This window comes from Alteribacillus sp. HJP-4, from assembly GCF_042139015.1.
In the GTDB taxonomy this organism is placed as follows: domain Bacteria; phylum Bacillota; class Bacilli; order Bacillales; family Marinococcaceae; genus JBHIKY01.
This window is the reverse complement of sequence record NZ_JBHIKY010000007.1, coordinates 62,521-77,616: the sequence shown is the minus strand read 5'-3', so window position 1 is coordinate 77,616 and position 15,096 is coordinate 62,521. Positions and strand designations below refer to the sequence as shown.

15 protein-coding genes are annotated in these 15,096 nt (G+C 43.1%); 9 read left to right on the top strand and 6 right to left on the bottom strand.

Annotated elements, in window-relative coordinates:
- Positions 1 to 41 precede the first annotated feature (41 nt).
- Together ACE4RR_RS08380 and ACE4RR_RS08375 are read right to left on the bottom strand one after the other, a co-directional pair.
- On the bottom strand, positions 42 to 908 hold the full coding sequence (locus tag ACE4RR_RS08380) for an SDR family oxidoreductase (RefSeq protein WP_375534966.1): 867 nt from the start codon (positions 906 to 908) through the stop codon (positions 42 to 44).
- Positions 909 to 1,048: 140 nt separating this feature from the next.
- A complete protein-coding gene (locus ACE4RR_RS08375) occupies positions 1,049 to 2,206 on the bottom strand; it encodes an acyl-CoA dehydrogenase family protein (protein ID WP_375534965.1) in 1,158 nt (385 codons plus the stop codon).
- 274 nt (positions 2,207 to 2,480) lie between these two features.
- Between ACE4RR_RS08375 and ACE4RR_RS08370 the strand changes: the two genes are divergently transcribed.
- From ACE4RR_RS08370 to ACE4RR_RS08360, 3 genes are all read left to right on the top strand, one after another.
- Positions 2,481 to 4,004 (top strand): glycine betaine uptake BCCT transporter, encoded by a 1,524-nt coding sequence (locus ACE4RR_RS08370; RefSeq protein WP_375534964.1) that lies wholly within the window; start codon positions 2,481 to 2,483, stop codon positions 4,002 to 4,004.
- A gap of 229 nt (positions 4,005 to 4,233) precedes the next feature.
- Positions 4,234 to 4,860: a cell wall hydrolase gene (locus tag ACE4RR_RS08365; RefSeq protein ID WP_375534963.1), complete on the top strand. Its 627-nt coding sequence runs from the start codon at positions 4,234 to 4,236 to the stop codon at positions 4,858 to 4,860.
- 18 nt (positions 4,861 to 4,878) lie between these two features.
- The gene (locus ACE4RR_RS08360; protein WP_375534962.1) at positions 4,879 to 5,358 is read left to right on the top strand and encodes a GNAT family N-acetyltransferase; all 480 of its coding nucleotides are present in this window, start codon (positions 4,879 to 4,881) and stop codon (positions 5,356 to 5,358) included.
- A 228-nt stretch (positions 5,359 to 5,586) separates the two neighbouring features.
- Here ACE4RR_RS08360 and ACE4RR_RS08355 read toward each other — a convergent pair whose 3' ends face one another.
- The gene (locus ACE4RR_RS08355; RefSeq protein ID WP_375534961.1) at positions 5,587 to 5,784 is read right to left on the bottom strand and encodes a hypothetical protein; all 198 of its coding nucleotides are present in this window, start codon (positions 5,782 to 5,784) and stop codon (positions 5,587 to 5,589) included.
- 297 nt (positions 5,785 to 6,081) lie between these two features.
- Between ACE4RR_RS08355 and ACE4RR_RS08350 the strand changes: the two genes are divergently transcribed.
- Both ACE4RR_RS08350 and ACE4RR_RS08345 read left to right on the top strand, forming a co-directional pair.
- Entirely contained in the window at positions 6,082 to 7,038 is a 957-nt protein-coding gene (locus ACE4RR_RS08350; protein ID WP_375534960.1) for a DMT family transporter, read from the top strand.
- A 384-nt stretch (positions 7,039 to 7,422) separates the two neighbouring features.
- Positions 7,423 to 7,686: a hypothetical protein gene (locus ACE4RR_RS08345; RefSeq protein ID WP_375534959.1), complete on the top strand. Its 264-nt coding sequence runs from the start codon at positions 7,423 to 7,425 to the stop codon at positions 7,684 to 7,686.
- Between the two features lie 16 nt (positions 7,687 to 7,702).
- Here the strand turns inward: ACE4RR_RS08345 and ACE4RR_RS08340 are convergent, their stop codons facing one another.
- Entirely contained in the window at positions 7,703 to 8,128 is a 426-nt protein-coding gene (locus tag ACE4RR_RS08340; RefSeq protein ID WP_375534958.1) for a pyridoxamine 5'-phosphate oxidase family protein, read from the bottom strand.
- A 108-nt stretch (positions 8,129 to 8,236) separates the two neighbouring features.
- On the opposite strand from ACE4RR_RS08340, the gene ACE4RR_RS08335 reads away from it, so the two are divergent.
- On the top strand, positions 8,237 to 9,598 hold the full coding sequence (locus tag ACE4RR_RS08335; protein WP_375534957.1) for a cobyrinic acid a,c-diamide synthase CobB: 1,362 nt from the start codon (positions 8,237 to 8,239) through the stop codon (positions 9,596 to 9,598).
- A 13-nt stretch (positions 9,599 to 9,611) separates the two neighbouring features.
- Here the strand turns inward: ACE4RR_RS08335 and ACE4RR_RS08330 are convergent, their stop codons facing one another.
- Positions 9,612 to 10,001 (bottom strand): hypothetical protein, encoded by a 390-nt coding sequence (locus ACE4RR_RS08330; RefSeq protein ID WP_375534956.1) that lies wholly within the window; start codon positions 9,999 to 10,001, stop codon positions 9,612 to 9,614.
- A gap of 290 nt (positions 10,002 to 10,291) precedes the next feature.
- On the opposite strand from ACE4RR_RS08330, the gene ACE4RR_RS08325 reads away from it, so the two are divergent.
- Together ACE4RR_RS08325 and ACE4RR_RS08320 are read left to right on the top strand one after the other, a co-directional pair.
- The gene (locus ACE4RR_RS08325) at positions 10,292 to 11,647 is read left to right on the top strand and encodes a hypothetical protein (RefSeq protein ID WP_375534955.1); all 1,356 of its coding nucleotides are present in this window, start codon (positions 10,292 to 10,294) and stop codon (positions 11,645 to 11,647) included.
- 74 nt (positions 11,648 to 11,721) lie between these two features.
- Entirely contained in the window at positions 11,722 to 11,964 is a 243-nt protein-coding gene (locus tag ACE4RR_RS08320) for a DUF2584 family protein (protein ID WP_375534954.1), read from the top strand.
- Between the two features lie 31 nt (positions 11,965 to 11,995).
- Here the strand turns inward: ACE4RR_RS08320 and ACE4RR_RS08315 are convergent, their stop codons facing one another.
- Entirely contained in the window at positions 11,996 to 12,802 is an 807-nt protein-coding gene (locus tag ACE4RR_RS08315; RefSeq protein WP_375534953.1) for a 2OG-Fe dioxygenase family protein, read from the bottom strand.
- A gap of 125 nt (positions 12,803 to 12,927) precedes the next feature.
- Between ACE4RR_RS08315 and ACE4RR_RS08310 the strand changes: the two genes are divergently transcribed.
- Complete coding sequence (locus tag ACE4RR_RS08310; protein ID WP_375534952.1) at positions 12,928 to 15,093, top strand: type IA DNA topoisomerase; 2,166 nt, start codon at positions 12,928 to 12,930, stop codon at positions 15,091 to 15,093.
- Positions 15,094 to 15,096 lie beyond the last annotated feature (3 nt).

Here is a 15,096-nt window from a genome sequence, read left to right as displayed (position 1 = left end):
AAATAATAACGAAGCTGGGTATTGTCCCAGCCTCGTTATTGTTAAGACGAAATATATTCCCCTCCATTAATATGAATGGTTTGCCCTGTCATATAAGTTGACTCATCAGATGCCAGCAGTACATATGCGCCGGCATGCTCAGAAGGCTGCCCTGGACGGCCCATTGGGGTATTTGTACCGAATTTCTCCACTCCCTCAGCCGGGAATGTAGCTGGAATGAGAGGAGTCCATATTGGCCCTGGAGCTACTGTGTTAACTCGAACTCCCTGTTCCACAAGCGCTGTTGCCATACTGCGCGTGAAGGTAACGATCGCCCCTTTTGTCGAAGAATAGTCAATCAGGCTTGGATGACCGCGGTAGGCATTAATGGAAGCTGTGTTAATAATTGTACTGCCTTCTTTTAGATGCGGCACCGCAGCTTTTGTTATATGGAACACAGAGAAAAAGTTGGTCTGGAATACCTCCTCAAGCTGTTCTGCACTCACGTCCAATATACTGTCATGAACGTATTGAATTGCAGCGTTGTTAACAAGAATATCAAGCTTTCCAAAATGATCGACGGTCTTTTGAACCACCTCTTTGCAAAATGCTTCTTGTTTGATGTCTCCTGGAAGCAGAAGACATTGAACACCCTCAGTTTCTACCGCTGCTTTCGTCTCCTCAGCGTCGCTGTGCTCATCTAAATATACAATTGAAACATCGGCACCTTCTTTAGCATATGCCATGGCCACCGCACGGCCTATACCACTGTCTCCACCGGTAATGAGCGCTGTACGTCCCTTTAGTTTATCACTGCCTTTGTACTCTTTAGGCTGAACAGGCAGCGGGTTCATTTCTGACTCGATACCTGGCTGCTTTGCCTGGGTCTGCCCGGGCTGACCTTCTTTTTGACGGTGCATTATATCCATATTTATTTTCTACCTCCTTGTGGTCATGTATCACAATGATTAACTTTCCACTTTATTGGAAGAAATAAACCACGAACAGGATGGGATATGATTTTAACGAGGGAATGAATATATATATAAGACCAGAGCAAGGCTCTGATCTATGTCCGAGAGTTGGATAGAGTGTGAGAGGCGAGCAGCATGATTGTCATATCGTCCATCGGCGGATTATGGAGGCCGGCACGGACGTCACGATAATAGCGCTGCAAAGGATTTTTTGCTGATAAGCTTCTTGCCCCAGTAAGACGCATGGCAAGATCAACAATGGAAATTGCATCATTAACAACACTGAGTTTTACTGCACCAAGTTCAGGCTTCATTGCCTGTTGTTCTGTCTCTGAGGCATTATCCCATTGGCTGGCGACCGAGTAAAGGAAATGCTGGCTCTGCATCACCTTCAGCTCCATTTCCCCGATTTTCTGCCGGACGTTTGGAAGTTCTGAAATCGTCCCCTCAATACTGTTAGGTGAATATTCCAGTGCGAAGGAGGAAGCATATTCTTTTGCAGCACGTGCAATGCCGAGATAACAGGCAGGGATATGAAGCAGCCATCCAGCTGCAGCTTTGTCGCCGGGAGTCAAATATGCTGCAAGGCGGTTGGCAGGAACATGGACTTTGTCAAGCACGAGGTCATGACTTCCGGTTCCGCGCATTGACATTGAATCCCAGGTTTCCTCGATCGAGAGCCCATTGCTTTCTCTTGAAATGAGAAAGTTAGCGACACTATCTTCTCCTTCAATAGCTGCGCTGACAACAAAAAAATCGAGAACTGGTGCCATTGTTGTGAATGTTTTCCGGCCTGAAATCAGCCAGTCTTCTCCATTTTTCACTGCAATCGTAGTAGGTTTCCCACCCCTGGTAGGGCTGCCAGTAGCGGTTTCTGAGGCAGTGTTGTTAAGAAGCGCTCCATCGTTTACGGCCTTTTCACAAAATTCTTTATATAATTGTTGCGGCCACGCTTTTGTTTCAGCTAAATTTTTTACTATTCCCATGTGCCAGCCAACGGAAAGTCCAGTTGATCCGTCTGCTTTTGAGATAATTTCCTGTGCTTTCACAAGCTCTAATAATGAGATGTTCTTTCCACCATACTCTTCAGGTACGGTCAGGGCCGTATAGTGAATAGATTGAAGCTCTTTTATATTTTCTGTCGGAAATGTCCCTTCTTTATCATGCTTCCAGGCTCTATCTTCGAACGGCTTTACAGCTTCCTTTAAAGCATCCAGCCGATCGTCTTGATTATTTAATTTTAGAAGGTTCATGCTCTGCCTCCTTATTTATTTGCAATACCTTATATTATAAAAACATAATGAAAGAAGTGCTTCAACTATTTGGGTTCAAAGAGACCATTGTATGCTTTTTTCATTTAAATATCTAAACTTGTGCTCTGAAAGCAGAATCAGGATTATTATAAAACATGAGGGGAATAGCAAGTATAATCGTCGACTAATGTCGAAGAATATTGATTTAGAAAAACTGAATAGTGAACCAAAGGCTGCAGAACACTATTACATATGTATTGGAAGGAGATGGGACATGGAGACAAAGAAATCTCTAGGAACGGTATTTTATGTTACTACAGGAATATTATTTTTTGCGATATTATTTGGGTGGATTGCTCCTGATGCATTGGAAACAGGGACTGCGGCCGCTCAGACCTTTATTTCTACTCGCTTTGGATGGTATTACTTAATTATTGTTTCAGTGTTCGTGCTTGTTTGTGTATATTTTATATTCAGTCCTTATGGAAAAATACGGCTTGGAAGACCCGACGACAAGCCAGACTATAGTTATCCGACATGGTTTGCCATGCTTTTTAGTGCAGGAATGGGCATCGGTCTCGTTTTCTGGGGAGCGGCAGAGCCAATTTCCCACTATATGATTGATTCCCCTACGGTGGAGGAAGGCACGAATGAAGCAATATTAGAATCGATGAGATTCACTTTTTTTCATTGGGGACTGCATGCATGGGCCATTTATGCAATCGTTGCAATTTGTCTTGCATACTTTAAATTTAGAAAAGGCGCCCCTGGTATGATTAGTGCCACTCTCAGCCCTGTGATGAATCCTGCCGGCCCTCTTGGTAAAACGATCGATATTATCGCCATAACGGCAACTGTTTCCGGCATTGCCACTACTCTTGGATTTGGGGCAGTGCAGATAAATGGCGGTCTTTCTTTTATGTACGGTCTGCCACTCGGCTTTGGGGTTCAATTTACGATCATTGCGATTGTGACTTTCTTATTTCTTATTTCGGCATATACTGGGCTGAACAAAGGAATTAAGATACTTAGTAATGTAAATATGATATTGGCTCTGCTTCTTTTTGTTTTCATTATGGCAGCAGGTCCCACATTGTTTTCGATAAATATTTTTACAGATACATTAGGCAAGTATATACAAACGCTGCCGACCATGAGCTTTCGCATAGCTCCTCTTGAGGAGGACGCCCGTGCATGGATCGATGGCTGGACGGTATTCTTCTGGGCATGGTGGATCGCCTGGTCACCGTTTGTCGGAACTTTTATTGCAAGAGTTTCGAAAGGTCGTACGCTGCGTGAATTTACAGCAGGAGTACTGCTTGTGCCTTCGCTGGTCGGCTTCTTATGGTTTTCTTTCTTTGGAGGCGCGGCGATACTTCTGGAATCAGAAGGGACGGCTGTTATTTCAGAGCTTGCCACAGAAGAAGCATTATTTGGGATGCTTGAAAATTATCCGATTGGTGAACTTATGTCCATTCTTGCGATGACATTAATTGCAACCTTTTTTATCACCTCCGCAGATTCGGCTACCTTCGTTCTTGGAATGCAGACAACGAACGGTTCATTAAATCCGCCGACTGGAGTGAAGTTCCTCTGGGGAATTATTCTTTCTGCAACGGCTGCTATACTTTTATATTCCGGGGGGCTTCAGGCACTTGAAAATGCTATGATCGTGGCTGCCTTCCCGTTTTCTATAATTATGCTTGTAATGATTTATGCGCTGTTCAAAGCTCTGCGCGAAGAGAAGCCGTTTGTAAAAGCCGAGCATAGAAACATTAAAAACAAAGACAAGGACTAATTTTGGTGATTCGTACCCTGGAATTTTCAGGTGAATGGGAGGGTAATAGTAAAACTGAGTTTCTGCTGATGAACAGACCGGAGAGCCGCGACCGGTTTCTTCGTCATCTTCAGCAGTTCCACTTCAGACATATGTAGGATAAAAAAGGTTAGGTCTTGTTTCTAGTTTTTATTTGGAAAGGTTTGAGATAAAATAAGAAAGGTATGAAAGAGAAAAGGAGGCAGATAAGATGAAAAAATATACACAACAGTTTTTAGGCATCGCCGGGTTAACCGGAACGCTATTATTTCTTCCAGATTTGAATTCAGTGGACGCAGCAGTTCTCCAGCAGGAAAGCTCCGGAACGGAAGTGACGGAGATCCAGCAGCAGCTGAATAATATGGGCTATTTACATACAGAAGCTACAGGTTATTATGGTCCTTTGACAGACCAGGCGGTGAAAGAATTTCAACGTGATTTCAATTTATCACAGGATGGAGTAGCAGGTGCCCAGACGCTGCAGTCACTTGAAGATGCGGATATATTGGCTAGAACGGTACATGGTGAAGCACGCGGTGAAAGCTTTGAAGGGCAGGTAGCCGTGGCAGCGGTAATAAAAAACAGGATGGAATCCTCTGAATTTCCTTCTACGATTAATGATGTCGTTTATCAACAGCGGGCCTTTACGGCAGTAGATGACGGGCAATATAATCTAGAGCCGGACGCGACATCCTACCAGGCTGTTACAGAAGCATGGCAGGGATCCGACCCATCCCAGGGGTCGCTGTACTATTATAATCCGGCTGAAGCTACGTCAGAGTGGATTTTCACAAGACCTGTGAAGCTTGACATTGGAAAGCATGTTTTTGCGGATTAATTACAGGTTGGGTTAGAAATGATAACGATTGAATTGGCAGGCCAGGAGCAGGCCGAAGAAATTCGTGAAGTAATGCACCAGGCGTTTGCTCAGTATAATAGTGAAAAACCACCGTCAGGAGCGATGCTTGAAACGGCTTCCTCCATACGTACGATATTAGCAGAAGAAACTGAAAAAGCACTGCTTTGTTTTATGAACCTTGAGCCTGCTGGAATGGTCAGGATCCGGGAAGAAAAAAAATCTTTGTATTTTTCACGACTATCGGTTGTGCCCGCTTTTCGAGGCAGAGGAATTGGCAAAGCGTTAATTAAAGAAGTGGAAAGATATGCCATTGAAATGAATAAACAAATGGTAACCTGCAAAGTGAGAGTTTCCACGCCGGACAATATTAAACGTTATGAGGCAGCCGGCTATCATATTTATGACACATACGAACTGGAAAAGCCCGGCTGGCCGCCCATTGCTATTGTAGCTATGAAGAAAATTTTAAAAAGCTAAAGCTGGGAGAAAACCCCAGATTTAGCTTTTTTCCGTTGGCAAGGCTTCGACACGGATCTTCGGTCCGCATCCTTCCCGCGGTATAACTTTTCCCTATCGTCAATCAGCCTGGTAGAAGTTAAAAAGAGCGCGATCAAATAAAACGCTTCCGACTATCACTTTTTCTGATAATCGGAAGCGTTTATTACTTTCTAGTGGCTGTTAATTCAAAGCCTCATTTTTAAAAGCTTATGAAGTTCTTTCTACTTCATTTTTTAATAATATAACGCGGGGATACGGGTACTCCTCTTCTTCTCCTGGGAATGGGTACCCAAGATATTCAACGCAGATCGTTCTATCATATTCTGCGATAACACGGCATTCTTTCTTTTCATAGAGGAGAAGCTCGCCCTTTTCAAATAGCGGTTCTTCTTTATCTTTTTCCATGGCAGATGCCCCCTTTACACTTATTAGTAATTTAAATCATGTGGAGCAAAGAAGCAAGTTTTTTGTTTGAATGAAATTAGTAAGATGGGCAGCTATAGTACCTTTCTAAATATTCAATGTCGGTAAAATTCCACAACTAAAGTGAAATTAAACGTCGTCATTGATTAGATTAAGGTCAACGAAGGTCAAAACTATTTAAATATAATACTTGATTTTTATAGTCATTTTGGAAGAAAGGTGAGAAGATAGCATTGTTCAAATGCCAAAATAAAGCTAAGAGAGAAGAAGGTGAAGGATATGCGGCCGATGACAGCGTATGGAATTACAGTGGCTGGTGCTTCTTTTTGGGGATTGACTGGTCTTTTTGTTCAAAATTTATATGTGTATGGTTTGTCGCCATTAGAAGTTGTCACCGTTAGAATGACGCTTTCTGCCTTGCTTATGTTTCTTATCGTTGGAATTGTAAGGCCGTACCTTCTCAAGATCTTTATTCGGGATCTGCCCCATTTTGTCGGTCTCGGGGTGGTCAGCATTGCATTATTTAACTGGTGTTATTTTACTGTAATGGAGCAGGCAAATCTATCTGTTGCTGTTGTTCTCCTCTATACGAGTCCAGTTTTTGTCGCAGTTCTTTCCAGATTTGTATTTAAAGAACTGTTAACGGTTAACCGAATTATTGCGATTCTGCTTACCCTGACCGGCTGTGCTTTTGTCGCGGGCCTGCTTCCGGGAGGAGCAGGTGGAGTAACTACATCCGTTTTATTAATCGGTATTGCTTCAGGCTTTTTTTGTGCACTGTACAGCGTTATCGGAAAATTTGTCAGTCGCAAATACCACTCCGTGACAATTACGGCGTATGCAATGCTGTGCGGAAGTATATTTTTACTTCCTGTCAGCGGGATTATGAACAACCGCGAACCTTTTACTGAACCGGGGATGTGGGGGTTTGCAGTAGGCAGTGTCATAATTAGTACGATTTTAGCTTATGTCCTTTATACGATGGGATTGAAATACATCGAGTCTGGACATGCGGCCATATTATCTACGGTAGAACCAATTGTCGCTATCTTAGTAGGCGTTTTGATTTTTCAGGATCACCTCTCATTCTGGCAGACTTTTGGTATTACGCTTGTTTTTTCTTCCATTCTTTTTTCTATCTTTTCTCATAAGCGGAAATTTCAGATGCCGCGCAGAACCGGTCCCCGTCAAGTAGAAAAGGCCAAGACAGAGAGGAACAGACAACACGTTCAGTAAAGTGTATTCATACAAAAGGGACTGTATCAAAAGTCTTTTCAAAAAATTTTAGTCCCCACTTTGGTGGTTAAAATCACACCAAAACAAGTTAGGGGCTGTATCATAAATGATACTCGCCCCTTTTGCATGGTAAAAAAGCAGTGGACAAGTCCTTCGCTTTCCGTGGGCAGCGCTTCAGCTAACCGGGCGAAACCCGCGCCCGGCGGATCTTCAGCCGCTGCTCTTCCCACTGGAGTCTTCGGACTTGTCCCCTTGCTATCTTCTATTTAGGATACTACTTTTTCTATAAAAAGGGGCTTTTGCTACAGCCCCTTATTTTTGGGATGAAGTTAATAGATTATCTTCTTTTGATACAGTTTATTTTTAATGATTAGAAAGATTTTGTTGATTTCATCCCTGCAGGTGGACGCTTTCCGCGGGGCTTGTCTTCAACTAATTCTGTCTCAGCAAAGCTTCGCCAGAATGGATTTTCAGACTGCGCTGATCCCGCGACGCACAGGAGGTGTTAGTGTCGATGTTGGCCACAGGACGTGGCCGGTTTTAATCGACCCGGAGTCGCCGCCTTCCGTTCTTCAATCTAAGAATAATCACCATAAGGGCGACTATGTTTTTTCGGCTCCCCTGGGAAATGAACCGGGCAGAAAGTGAGCAACTCTTGTTGGGCTCAGCGGAAATTAAGCTCCTGCGGCGGTTCTCCTTTTTTATTCATTAACCGAATGCTTTCCGGCTCAATTTCAAGTACGACATATTCTGGATCGTCTGGGCCGTCCAGCCACTTTCCCATATCGTTATTCCAGATTTTTTCTTTAATCTGATCATCCTCACGAATGGAAGCCCTGCCGGCTACCTCTACGAATGCATCGCCAAAACCTTCGCCGTCATAGCCAAGGAGAATATGAACGTGAGGGTTCTTCTCAATTTCTTCTGCTTTGTGAGTTTCTTTGCTCGTCGGTGTATGGAGTGTGAAATCGTCATTGAAAAAGGTCATATAGCGTGAATGTGGTTTGTTTCCTTCCACGGTTGCAAGTACGCCGATTTTGTGTTCATCCAGGATCTGGACGACTTTTTCTTTAAGTTCTGATTGATTCATGTTGACACTCCTTATTGAAATGATATTTTGCTAAAATGAAAAGTGTAATATTGGAAGTATTCCTTGAAATACATAAATCTAAACACTAAACGGAAGGTGGTCGTTTTCATGCAGCCACGGGTTATTATCGCGGGAACTGGCAGCGGAACTGGAAAAACAACAATCACAGTCGGATTAATGGCAGCCTTTATAAAAACGGGATTAGCCGTCCAGGGTTTTAAGTGTGGCCCCGATTATATTGACCCGAGTTACCATACAGCAGTAACGGGAAGATCGTCGAGGAATATGGACAGCTGGATGCTTCCGCACAAAGACATGCTTTCCTATTTTCAACGCGGTGCAGAAGGTGCCGACCTTTCCATTATTGAGGGCGTTATGGGGCTTTACGATGGAAAGAGTCCAGAGTCGGACCAGGGGAGCACCGCAGAAATAAGTAAGCTCCTGCAGGCACCGGTAATTTTAGTGGTAGACATTTCGAGCATGGCTAGAAGTGCAGCAGCCATCGTAAAAGGATTTCAAGCACTTTCAGAGGACGTGAATATAGGCGGGGTCATCGTAAATAATGCCGGAAGCGAAGGGCATTATAAACTCTGCAAAACGGCAATTGAGAAGGAATGCGGGGTACCGGTCGTAGGGTATTTAAAACGTGGAGACGTTCCGCAGATTCCCGAGCGGCACCTCGGCCTTATTCCGGCCCTGGAGCGTGGAGAACTCGATGAACTTTTCGATAAATTATCATCTGTGATGAAGCAGCAAGTCCAACTAAATGAAGTAAAGCGAATTGCGGAAAAAGCAGGGGAGCTTGAACGAAATAAATCAGCCTCCGCCATGAAAAGGAAAACAGTAAGAATTGCGGTCGCACGTGATCATGCTTTTAATTTTTATTATCCTGAGAACCTTGAACTTCTCGAAGAAAATGGGGCAGAGCTGTTGTATTTCAGCCCATTGAAGGGGGAGCCTCTTCCCTTGGAAAGTGATGCCCTGTATATAGGCGGTGGTTTTCCGGAGGAATTTGCCGCAGAACTTGCAGCAAGTACCGAGACGAAAGAATCAATTTTGCAGGGAATTCGTAAAGGCATGCCTGTATACGCAGAATGCGGCGGCTATATGTATTTATGTAAATCGATCATGACCACTGATGGTCTTAGTCATACAATGATCGGGGCAATTCCTTCTACAATTCAAATGACCACAAATCTTGCTGCTTTAGGATATCGCGAAGTCGAAGCTTTGCATGATACAGTTCTCCTTAAAAAAGGTGAGCAGGCACGAGGCCATGAATTTCATTACTCCACCGTTTCTGCCGAGAAACCATACGATGCTCCCCATTATGTAAAAGGTATGCGAAAGAACGAAAAGGAAGGATATTATCTCCCTAATGTCACAGCGGGCTATACTCACATACATTTTGCCTCAAACCCTAAAATGGCAGCCAGGTTTGTTGAATTAGCAAAGACGTGGCGTACTTAATGAACAGCCATATCTAATGTTTGGGAGAATTTCGTTCTTCCTCCGCCATTTTTTTTGTATAACTTCGCTGAATGGAAAGAAGAAGACCAAGAAAAACCACAACGAGAATGTAGCTCATAATTCGGAACGGCTGGAAAGAGATGATAATTAAAAATACTGTATAAGCTATCAGTACCAGGTTTGCTGCAACATCCTGCTTAAAGGTAAATGACAGTTTAAGCCTTGTCCATTGATACAGCTGACTTGCTGCAAATAGAATCATGTAAAGATCGGCAAATGACAGCATCTCTGCCGTTTCTGAATCAGGCGGCTGAAATGTAAATCGGAAAAATAAATAAATAGATATAAAAATAAGCGCGGGCATGATTGGATAATCAGTAGATTTTTTTTGTTTTTTTGCCATCTCCGGCCTCCTGTATGTGTGGGTACTGCTAAATAATTTTACCATACAGGAAGTCTAGAAATAATATGATACGATAAAAAGGGCACTCCGTTGATGAGGCTCTTTTTTTATCGCGGCTCCTTTTTCATGGACTGGCAAAATGAGAGCCGGGTGCCGATAATACAGAGCGCGGCCTTCAAATCACATAAATATGTTATTTGTATCTGCATTAATTTAATCTTACGCTGATCCATTTGAATTTGTATCACAGACCAACTGTTTTTTTACAATGGATGCTGAGGGGATAGGAAATGCGTCAACTAGAAGGACTACGTTTTGTGACATATACATTGTATGCCTTAGTATATATAGGTAATATTTTTGCAGAGTCTGAGCAGATTACATATTTACTCGGTATTATCGGCATGTTTGCTTTGATTATTTCCTTTCATGGAGCGAATCGGACTTATCAGGTGCTGGCGGTTGTGTTTTTTATTATTTCTACTTTGCTGTTTTTTTCATGGGAGCTTCCATTCAAGGAGCTGCCGAAATATTTCACCTCTATGGCACTGCTGCTGGCTTTACTTTACATGATCCCATATATTAATCATTTCATGATTGTCGGTCGATATGAACGTTCATTGTATCGTCTGCTGCAGACACGTACGCTGACTCTCCGTTCTTTTTACAGGAGAGTCTCCTTTACTCATTATATGCTCGGCCTATTTATATTTCTGTCAGCAATTCCGCTTGTATATCGGTTTGTTACACAGCGGTTGCATCAATTTTCAGATAAGACAATTCAGAAATTTGCCGTTCAGTCGATGCTGAGGTCTTTTGCGAGCGTCAATGTATGGAGTCCGATTGAGGTGTACATCGCGCTGGTGCTGGGTATTACAGGCGTTTCTTATTTAGGTATTCTTCCATTCCTGTTCGGGTTTTCTATATTCATGCTGATGATAGACTGGGTAATCGCGGGCAAATATAAAAGGCTTCCGCTGCCTGAAGAAGCTCCCGGCCGCCTCTTTGCAAAAAAAGAAAAGCTTAAACTGCTCTCAATGGGGTTCTTTCTCCTTTTGTTTATCAGTACAGCTTCTCTTGTTACTTTTTTGACTCCATTAGATTTTTTTGAATCTCTTATTATTATTATTTTCCCGTATACCTTTAGTTGGGCTTTCATAATACGGCGGCACAAAACGTTTTTGCGGTACAATGCCGTTATGCGCCAGCAGCAGACGAAAACGATGCAAAATTTTATGCTGCTGTTTATAGTACTGGGCTGCTTTAACTCGATTGTTGAGGAAACAAATATCTTCCAGATTATCCGCGGGCCATTTATGGGACTGGGAGATACTCCGCTGCTTTTATTTTTAATGCTTCAAATTAGTTCCATCGCGCTTGCCTGTGCCGGAGTGCATCCACTCGTCACTATCAGTATGCAGGGACTGTTTGTGGAGCCTTTTCTGCAGCAAATTAATCCTTTGAGCATCGCTATTGTGATGATTACTGCTACGCTGGCCAATGATGCGGCAGGTACATTTAATGTGCCAATCACAATGATGAGTCAGTACATGAAACGGCAGCCATACCTTCTTACACTCTGGAACCTGCCATTTGCGCTGATTTTTGGCGGAGCAGGAGTCGGATTGGCTTATCTGCTTTTATGATAAAGAAGGAATTAGGCAATTCATGTCGAAATGGTTTTTATGAAGCTTTTTTTAGATAGAAATGAGGGACTGCCATGGGATTTTCAATGGAAATGAACTGGGACATAATTACACATAAACAAACGGAAAGGCTTGATGAAAGTAATTTTAGATTAATCAAAGACGGGTATCAAATGTATCCGCTTGATCTCTCTCTTCCCATCCACACCTTTGAAGAAAAAGAACCATTTGGAAGAGCCGTTATCAAGAAGGTAGAATGGCAAAATGGGCGTACGATTCTGGATTATGAACTGGTATCATTGAGTTCTGTAAATTAAAAGCGGCTCCATAGCAGGGCCGCTTCCCGTATTAGACGAAATTCATATCTTTTGTATTGCCGCGCATGCTTCTGACCTGGTCAGGATCTGCAATTACTGATGGCTGATAATCAATTAAAATAGCTGAACGTTCTCCTGGTCCGTCACCTTCCCCCTTTTCCACATCCCCAACATAATGAGTTACGAGAGGATCATATATACCATAGGACTCCAGTGGGGAAGACAAGTAAAAGGAAGCTGTCAGCCCGCCCTCCTTAATGTCCTCAGGCAGCCTGCCGCGGTGTTCTGGGATAGAAATCGCATTTAGGCCGCCTTTCACATTTTTGCGGCTGATTAAATGAGCGAACGTAAATGGCTCCCCGTCCTGATGCAGCGTATTTGGTGACGATACTGCTTTTTCTCCGGACTTTTCCGCTTTTAATTTCACAAAGTGAACCCCCGCATGAAACGGCATCAACGCATCTTCTTTTGTCCAGAAGGTCTGTTTAAAGTTGAAAAGAATAATTTTTTCAAGCAGATGGTTCCTCCGTGTTCTTTCCCCTATCGCCGGAAAGCGTCGGTATTCCCCAGTGTACTCAGGATTAAAGCTCCCTTGAAAGTATTCATAATACGTATTTCCATCTATCACCGTTTCCGGGAGCCACTCCATATGATAGGTCCCCGGCATAATAATAGCTCTCGCATAGCGGCGGTAACGGTTCAGAGCCGGAGCGTATTCGTCCTGCGGTAAATGCTCGAACGCCTCTGTCAACTCCTTTAAATCCTCATCGATACCACTGTAATGCAGCATTTTATATAAATTATAATATTCAAACCCTGTATCTTTTAACTTACTCATGTTATGACCTCCAGCATCTCACAAAACTAGCACGTAAAAAGTCTATCACGGAATTTCTATTTTGTGAAAAAAGAAAAAGGTAGTATAATAAAAGAACATTCGTTCTAAAGATGAGGAGCATTATAATGGCTGTTATACTAGCAGAAAAACCTAGCCAGGCACAAGCTTATGCAGAAGCTTTTCCAAAAGGCAGAAAGGAAGATGGGTTTATTTCAATTCCTGCCTGTCATCTATTCCCGAAGGGGGCATATTTAACGTGGGGAGTAGGTCATCTCGTTGAATTAAAGAGTCCTGCTGAGTATGATCCTTCCTGGAAAAGGTGGAGTCTTACCCAGCTTCCGATGATTCCAAAAGAGTTTGAATTTAAGACCACCTACAAAACGAGAAAACAGTTTCAGATTGTACGCCGCTTACTAAAGCAGGCAGAGGAAATAATTATCGCTACAGACTGTGACCGTGAAGGTGAAAATATTGCAAGAAGTATTATCCGTCAAGCGGGGGCTGAGCATAAGCCGGCAAAACGATTATGGATCAACAGTCTTGAAAAAGAGGAAGTTCTGAAAGGATTTGAACAGCTGCGGGAAGCTGAAAGCTATCGCTCTCTTTATGAGGAGGCTCAGGCCCGCCAGATCTCCGATTGGATTGTCGGTATGAATGCGAGCCGCCTCTATACTCTTTTATTACAGAAAAAAGGTGTCAGTGATGTATTCAGCGTAGGGCGTGTTCAGACCCCGACGCTTAAATTAATATACGACCGCCAAAAGGAAATTGAACAGTTTACACCTGAACCTTATTATGAAATCGAAGGAACATTTACCGTAAGTACCGGGACCTACAAAGGAAAAATAAAAAAACAGTACAAATCAGAGGAGGAGGCCCGGAAGCTTCTAGAGCTATACGGTGTAAATAAACAAGCAGAAGGTATCGTTAAAGATGTAAAGATCACTCAGAAACGTCTTAAGCCGCCGCTGCTTCATTCCTTATCGACTCTGCAGACCCTTGCCAATAAAAAGTACAAATACAGTCCTTCAAAAACACTTGATGTGCTGCAGAGCCTGTACGATCAGCCGTTAAAGCTTGTCACCTACCCGAGGACTGATACACAGCACATCACGAAAAATGAATTCAAGTATGTAAAGAACAACTTTTCTTCTTATCAGCAGCTTGCTGGTGCTTCCTTTCAGCCAGCTTCGCTGCAGCCCAGGAAACGCTATGTTGATGATGCTAAAGTACAAGAGCATTACGCAATTATTCCGACAAAGAAGATCCCGACAGAAGCTGCTCTTCAAAAGCTTTCGAAGGAACAGTACAATCTTTACATGGAAGTTGTAAACAGTGTACTCGCGATGTTTCATGAAGACTTTCAGTATGAAGAAACGATTGTGACAACAGATGTGAACAAGCTTTCCTTCTTAAGCAAAGGAAATGTTGAAAAAGTAAAAGGCTGGAAAGAGCTGTTTTATTCAAAAACAAATACTGCCGGCAGGAAGCAGAACGGCAAAGAAACGCTTGTGCTGCCGCCGCTTGAAACAGGAATGAGAGCGGATGCGGAGGTTAAGGTGCTAATGGAAATGACCAGGCCGCCGAAGCTGTATACCGAGGGGCAGCTGATTAATTTAATGAAAACATGTGGGAAAGTAATTGAAGATGATGAGGAAGCTAAACAGACATTAAAAGATGTAGAGGGTCTTGGTACAGAAGCGACACGAAGCAGCATTATTAAGACACTGATCCGCCAGGAGTATATAAAGGTAGTAAAAAATATTGTTCATGTGACAAGAAAGGGTGAGATCCTATGTGAGGCTGTGGAGGGCTCCTTATTATCAAAGCCGCAGATGACTGCGAAATGGGAGTTATTCTTAAAGAAGATAGGGGCAGGGGAAGCAGAAAAACAAACATTTATTACCAATACGGCAGCCTTTACGGAAAAAATTGTCTCATCGGCAGGAGAAGACGTAAACAAACTGGCCGTAACCGAAGAAGATAAAAAGCAGACCGGTAACAAAAGAAAAAGCGGCTGGGAGCCGGTAGCTGAATGCCCGGCCTGCAAAAAAGGGAGACTAATGCCGAGAAAAGGGTTTTATGGGTGCAGTGAATATAAAAATGGATGCCGTCTCACCATCAATAAAACAATCCTTGGCAAATCGATCAGTCCAGCTCAAGTCCGGCGCCTTTGTGAAAAAGGAGAAACCAGCCTCATAAAAGGATTTAAGGGAAAACGTCCATTTGATGCAAAGCTTGTGCTGAAAAACGGGAAGCTCGAATTTTTATTTCCCCACAAAAATAATTAGGCG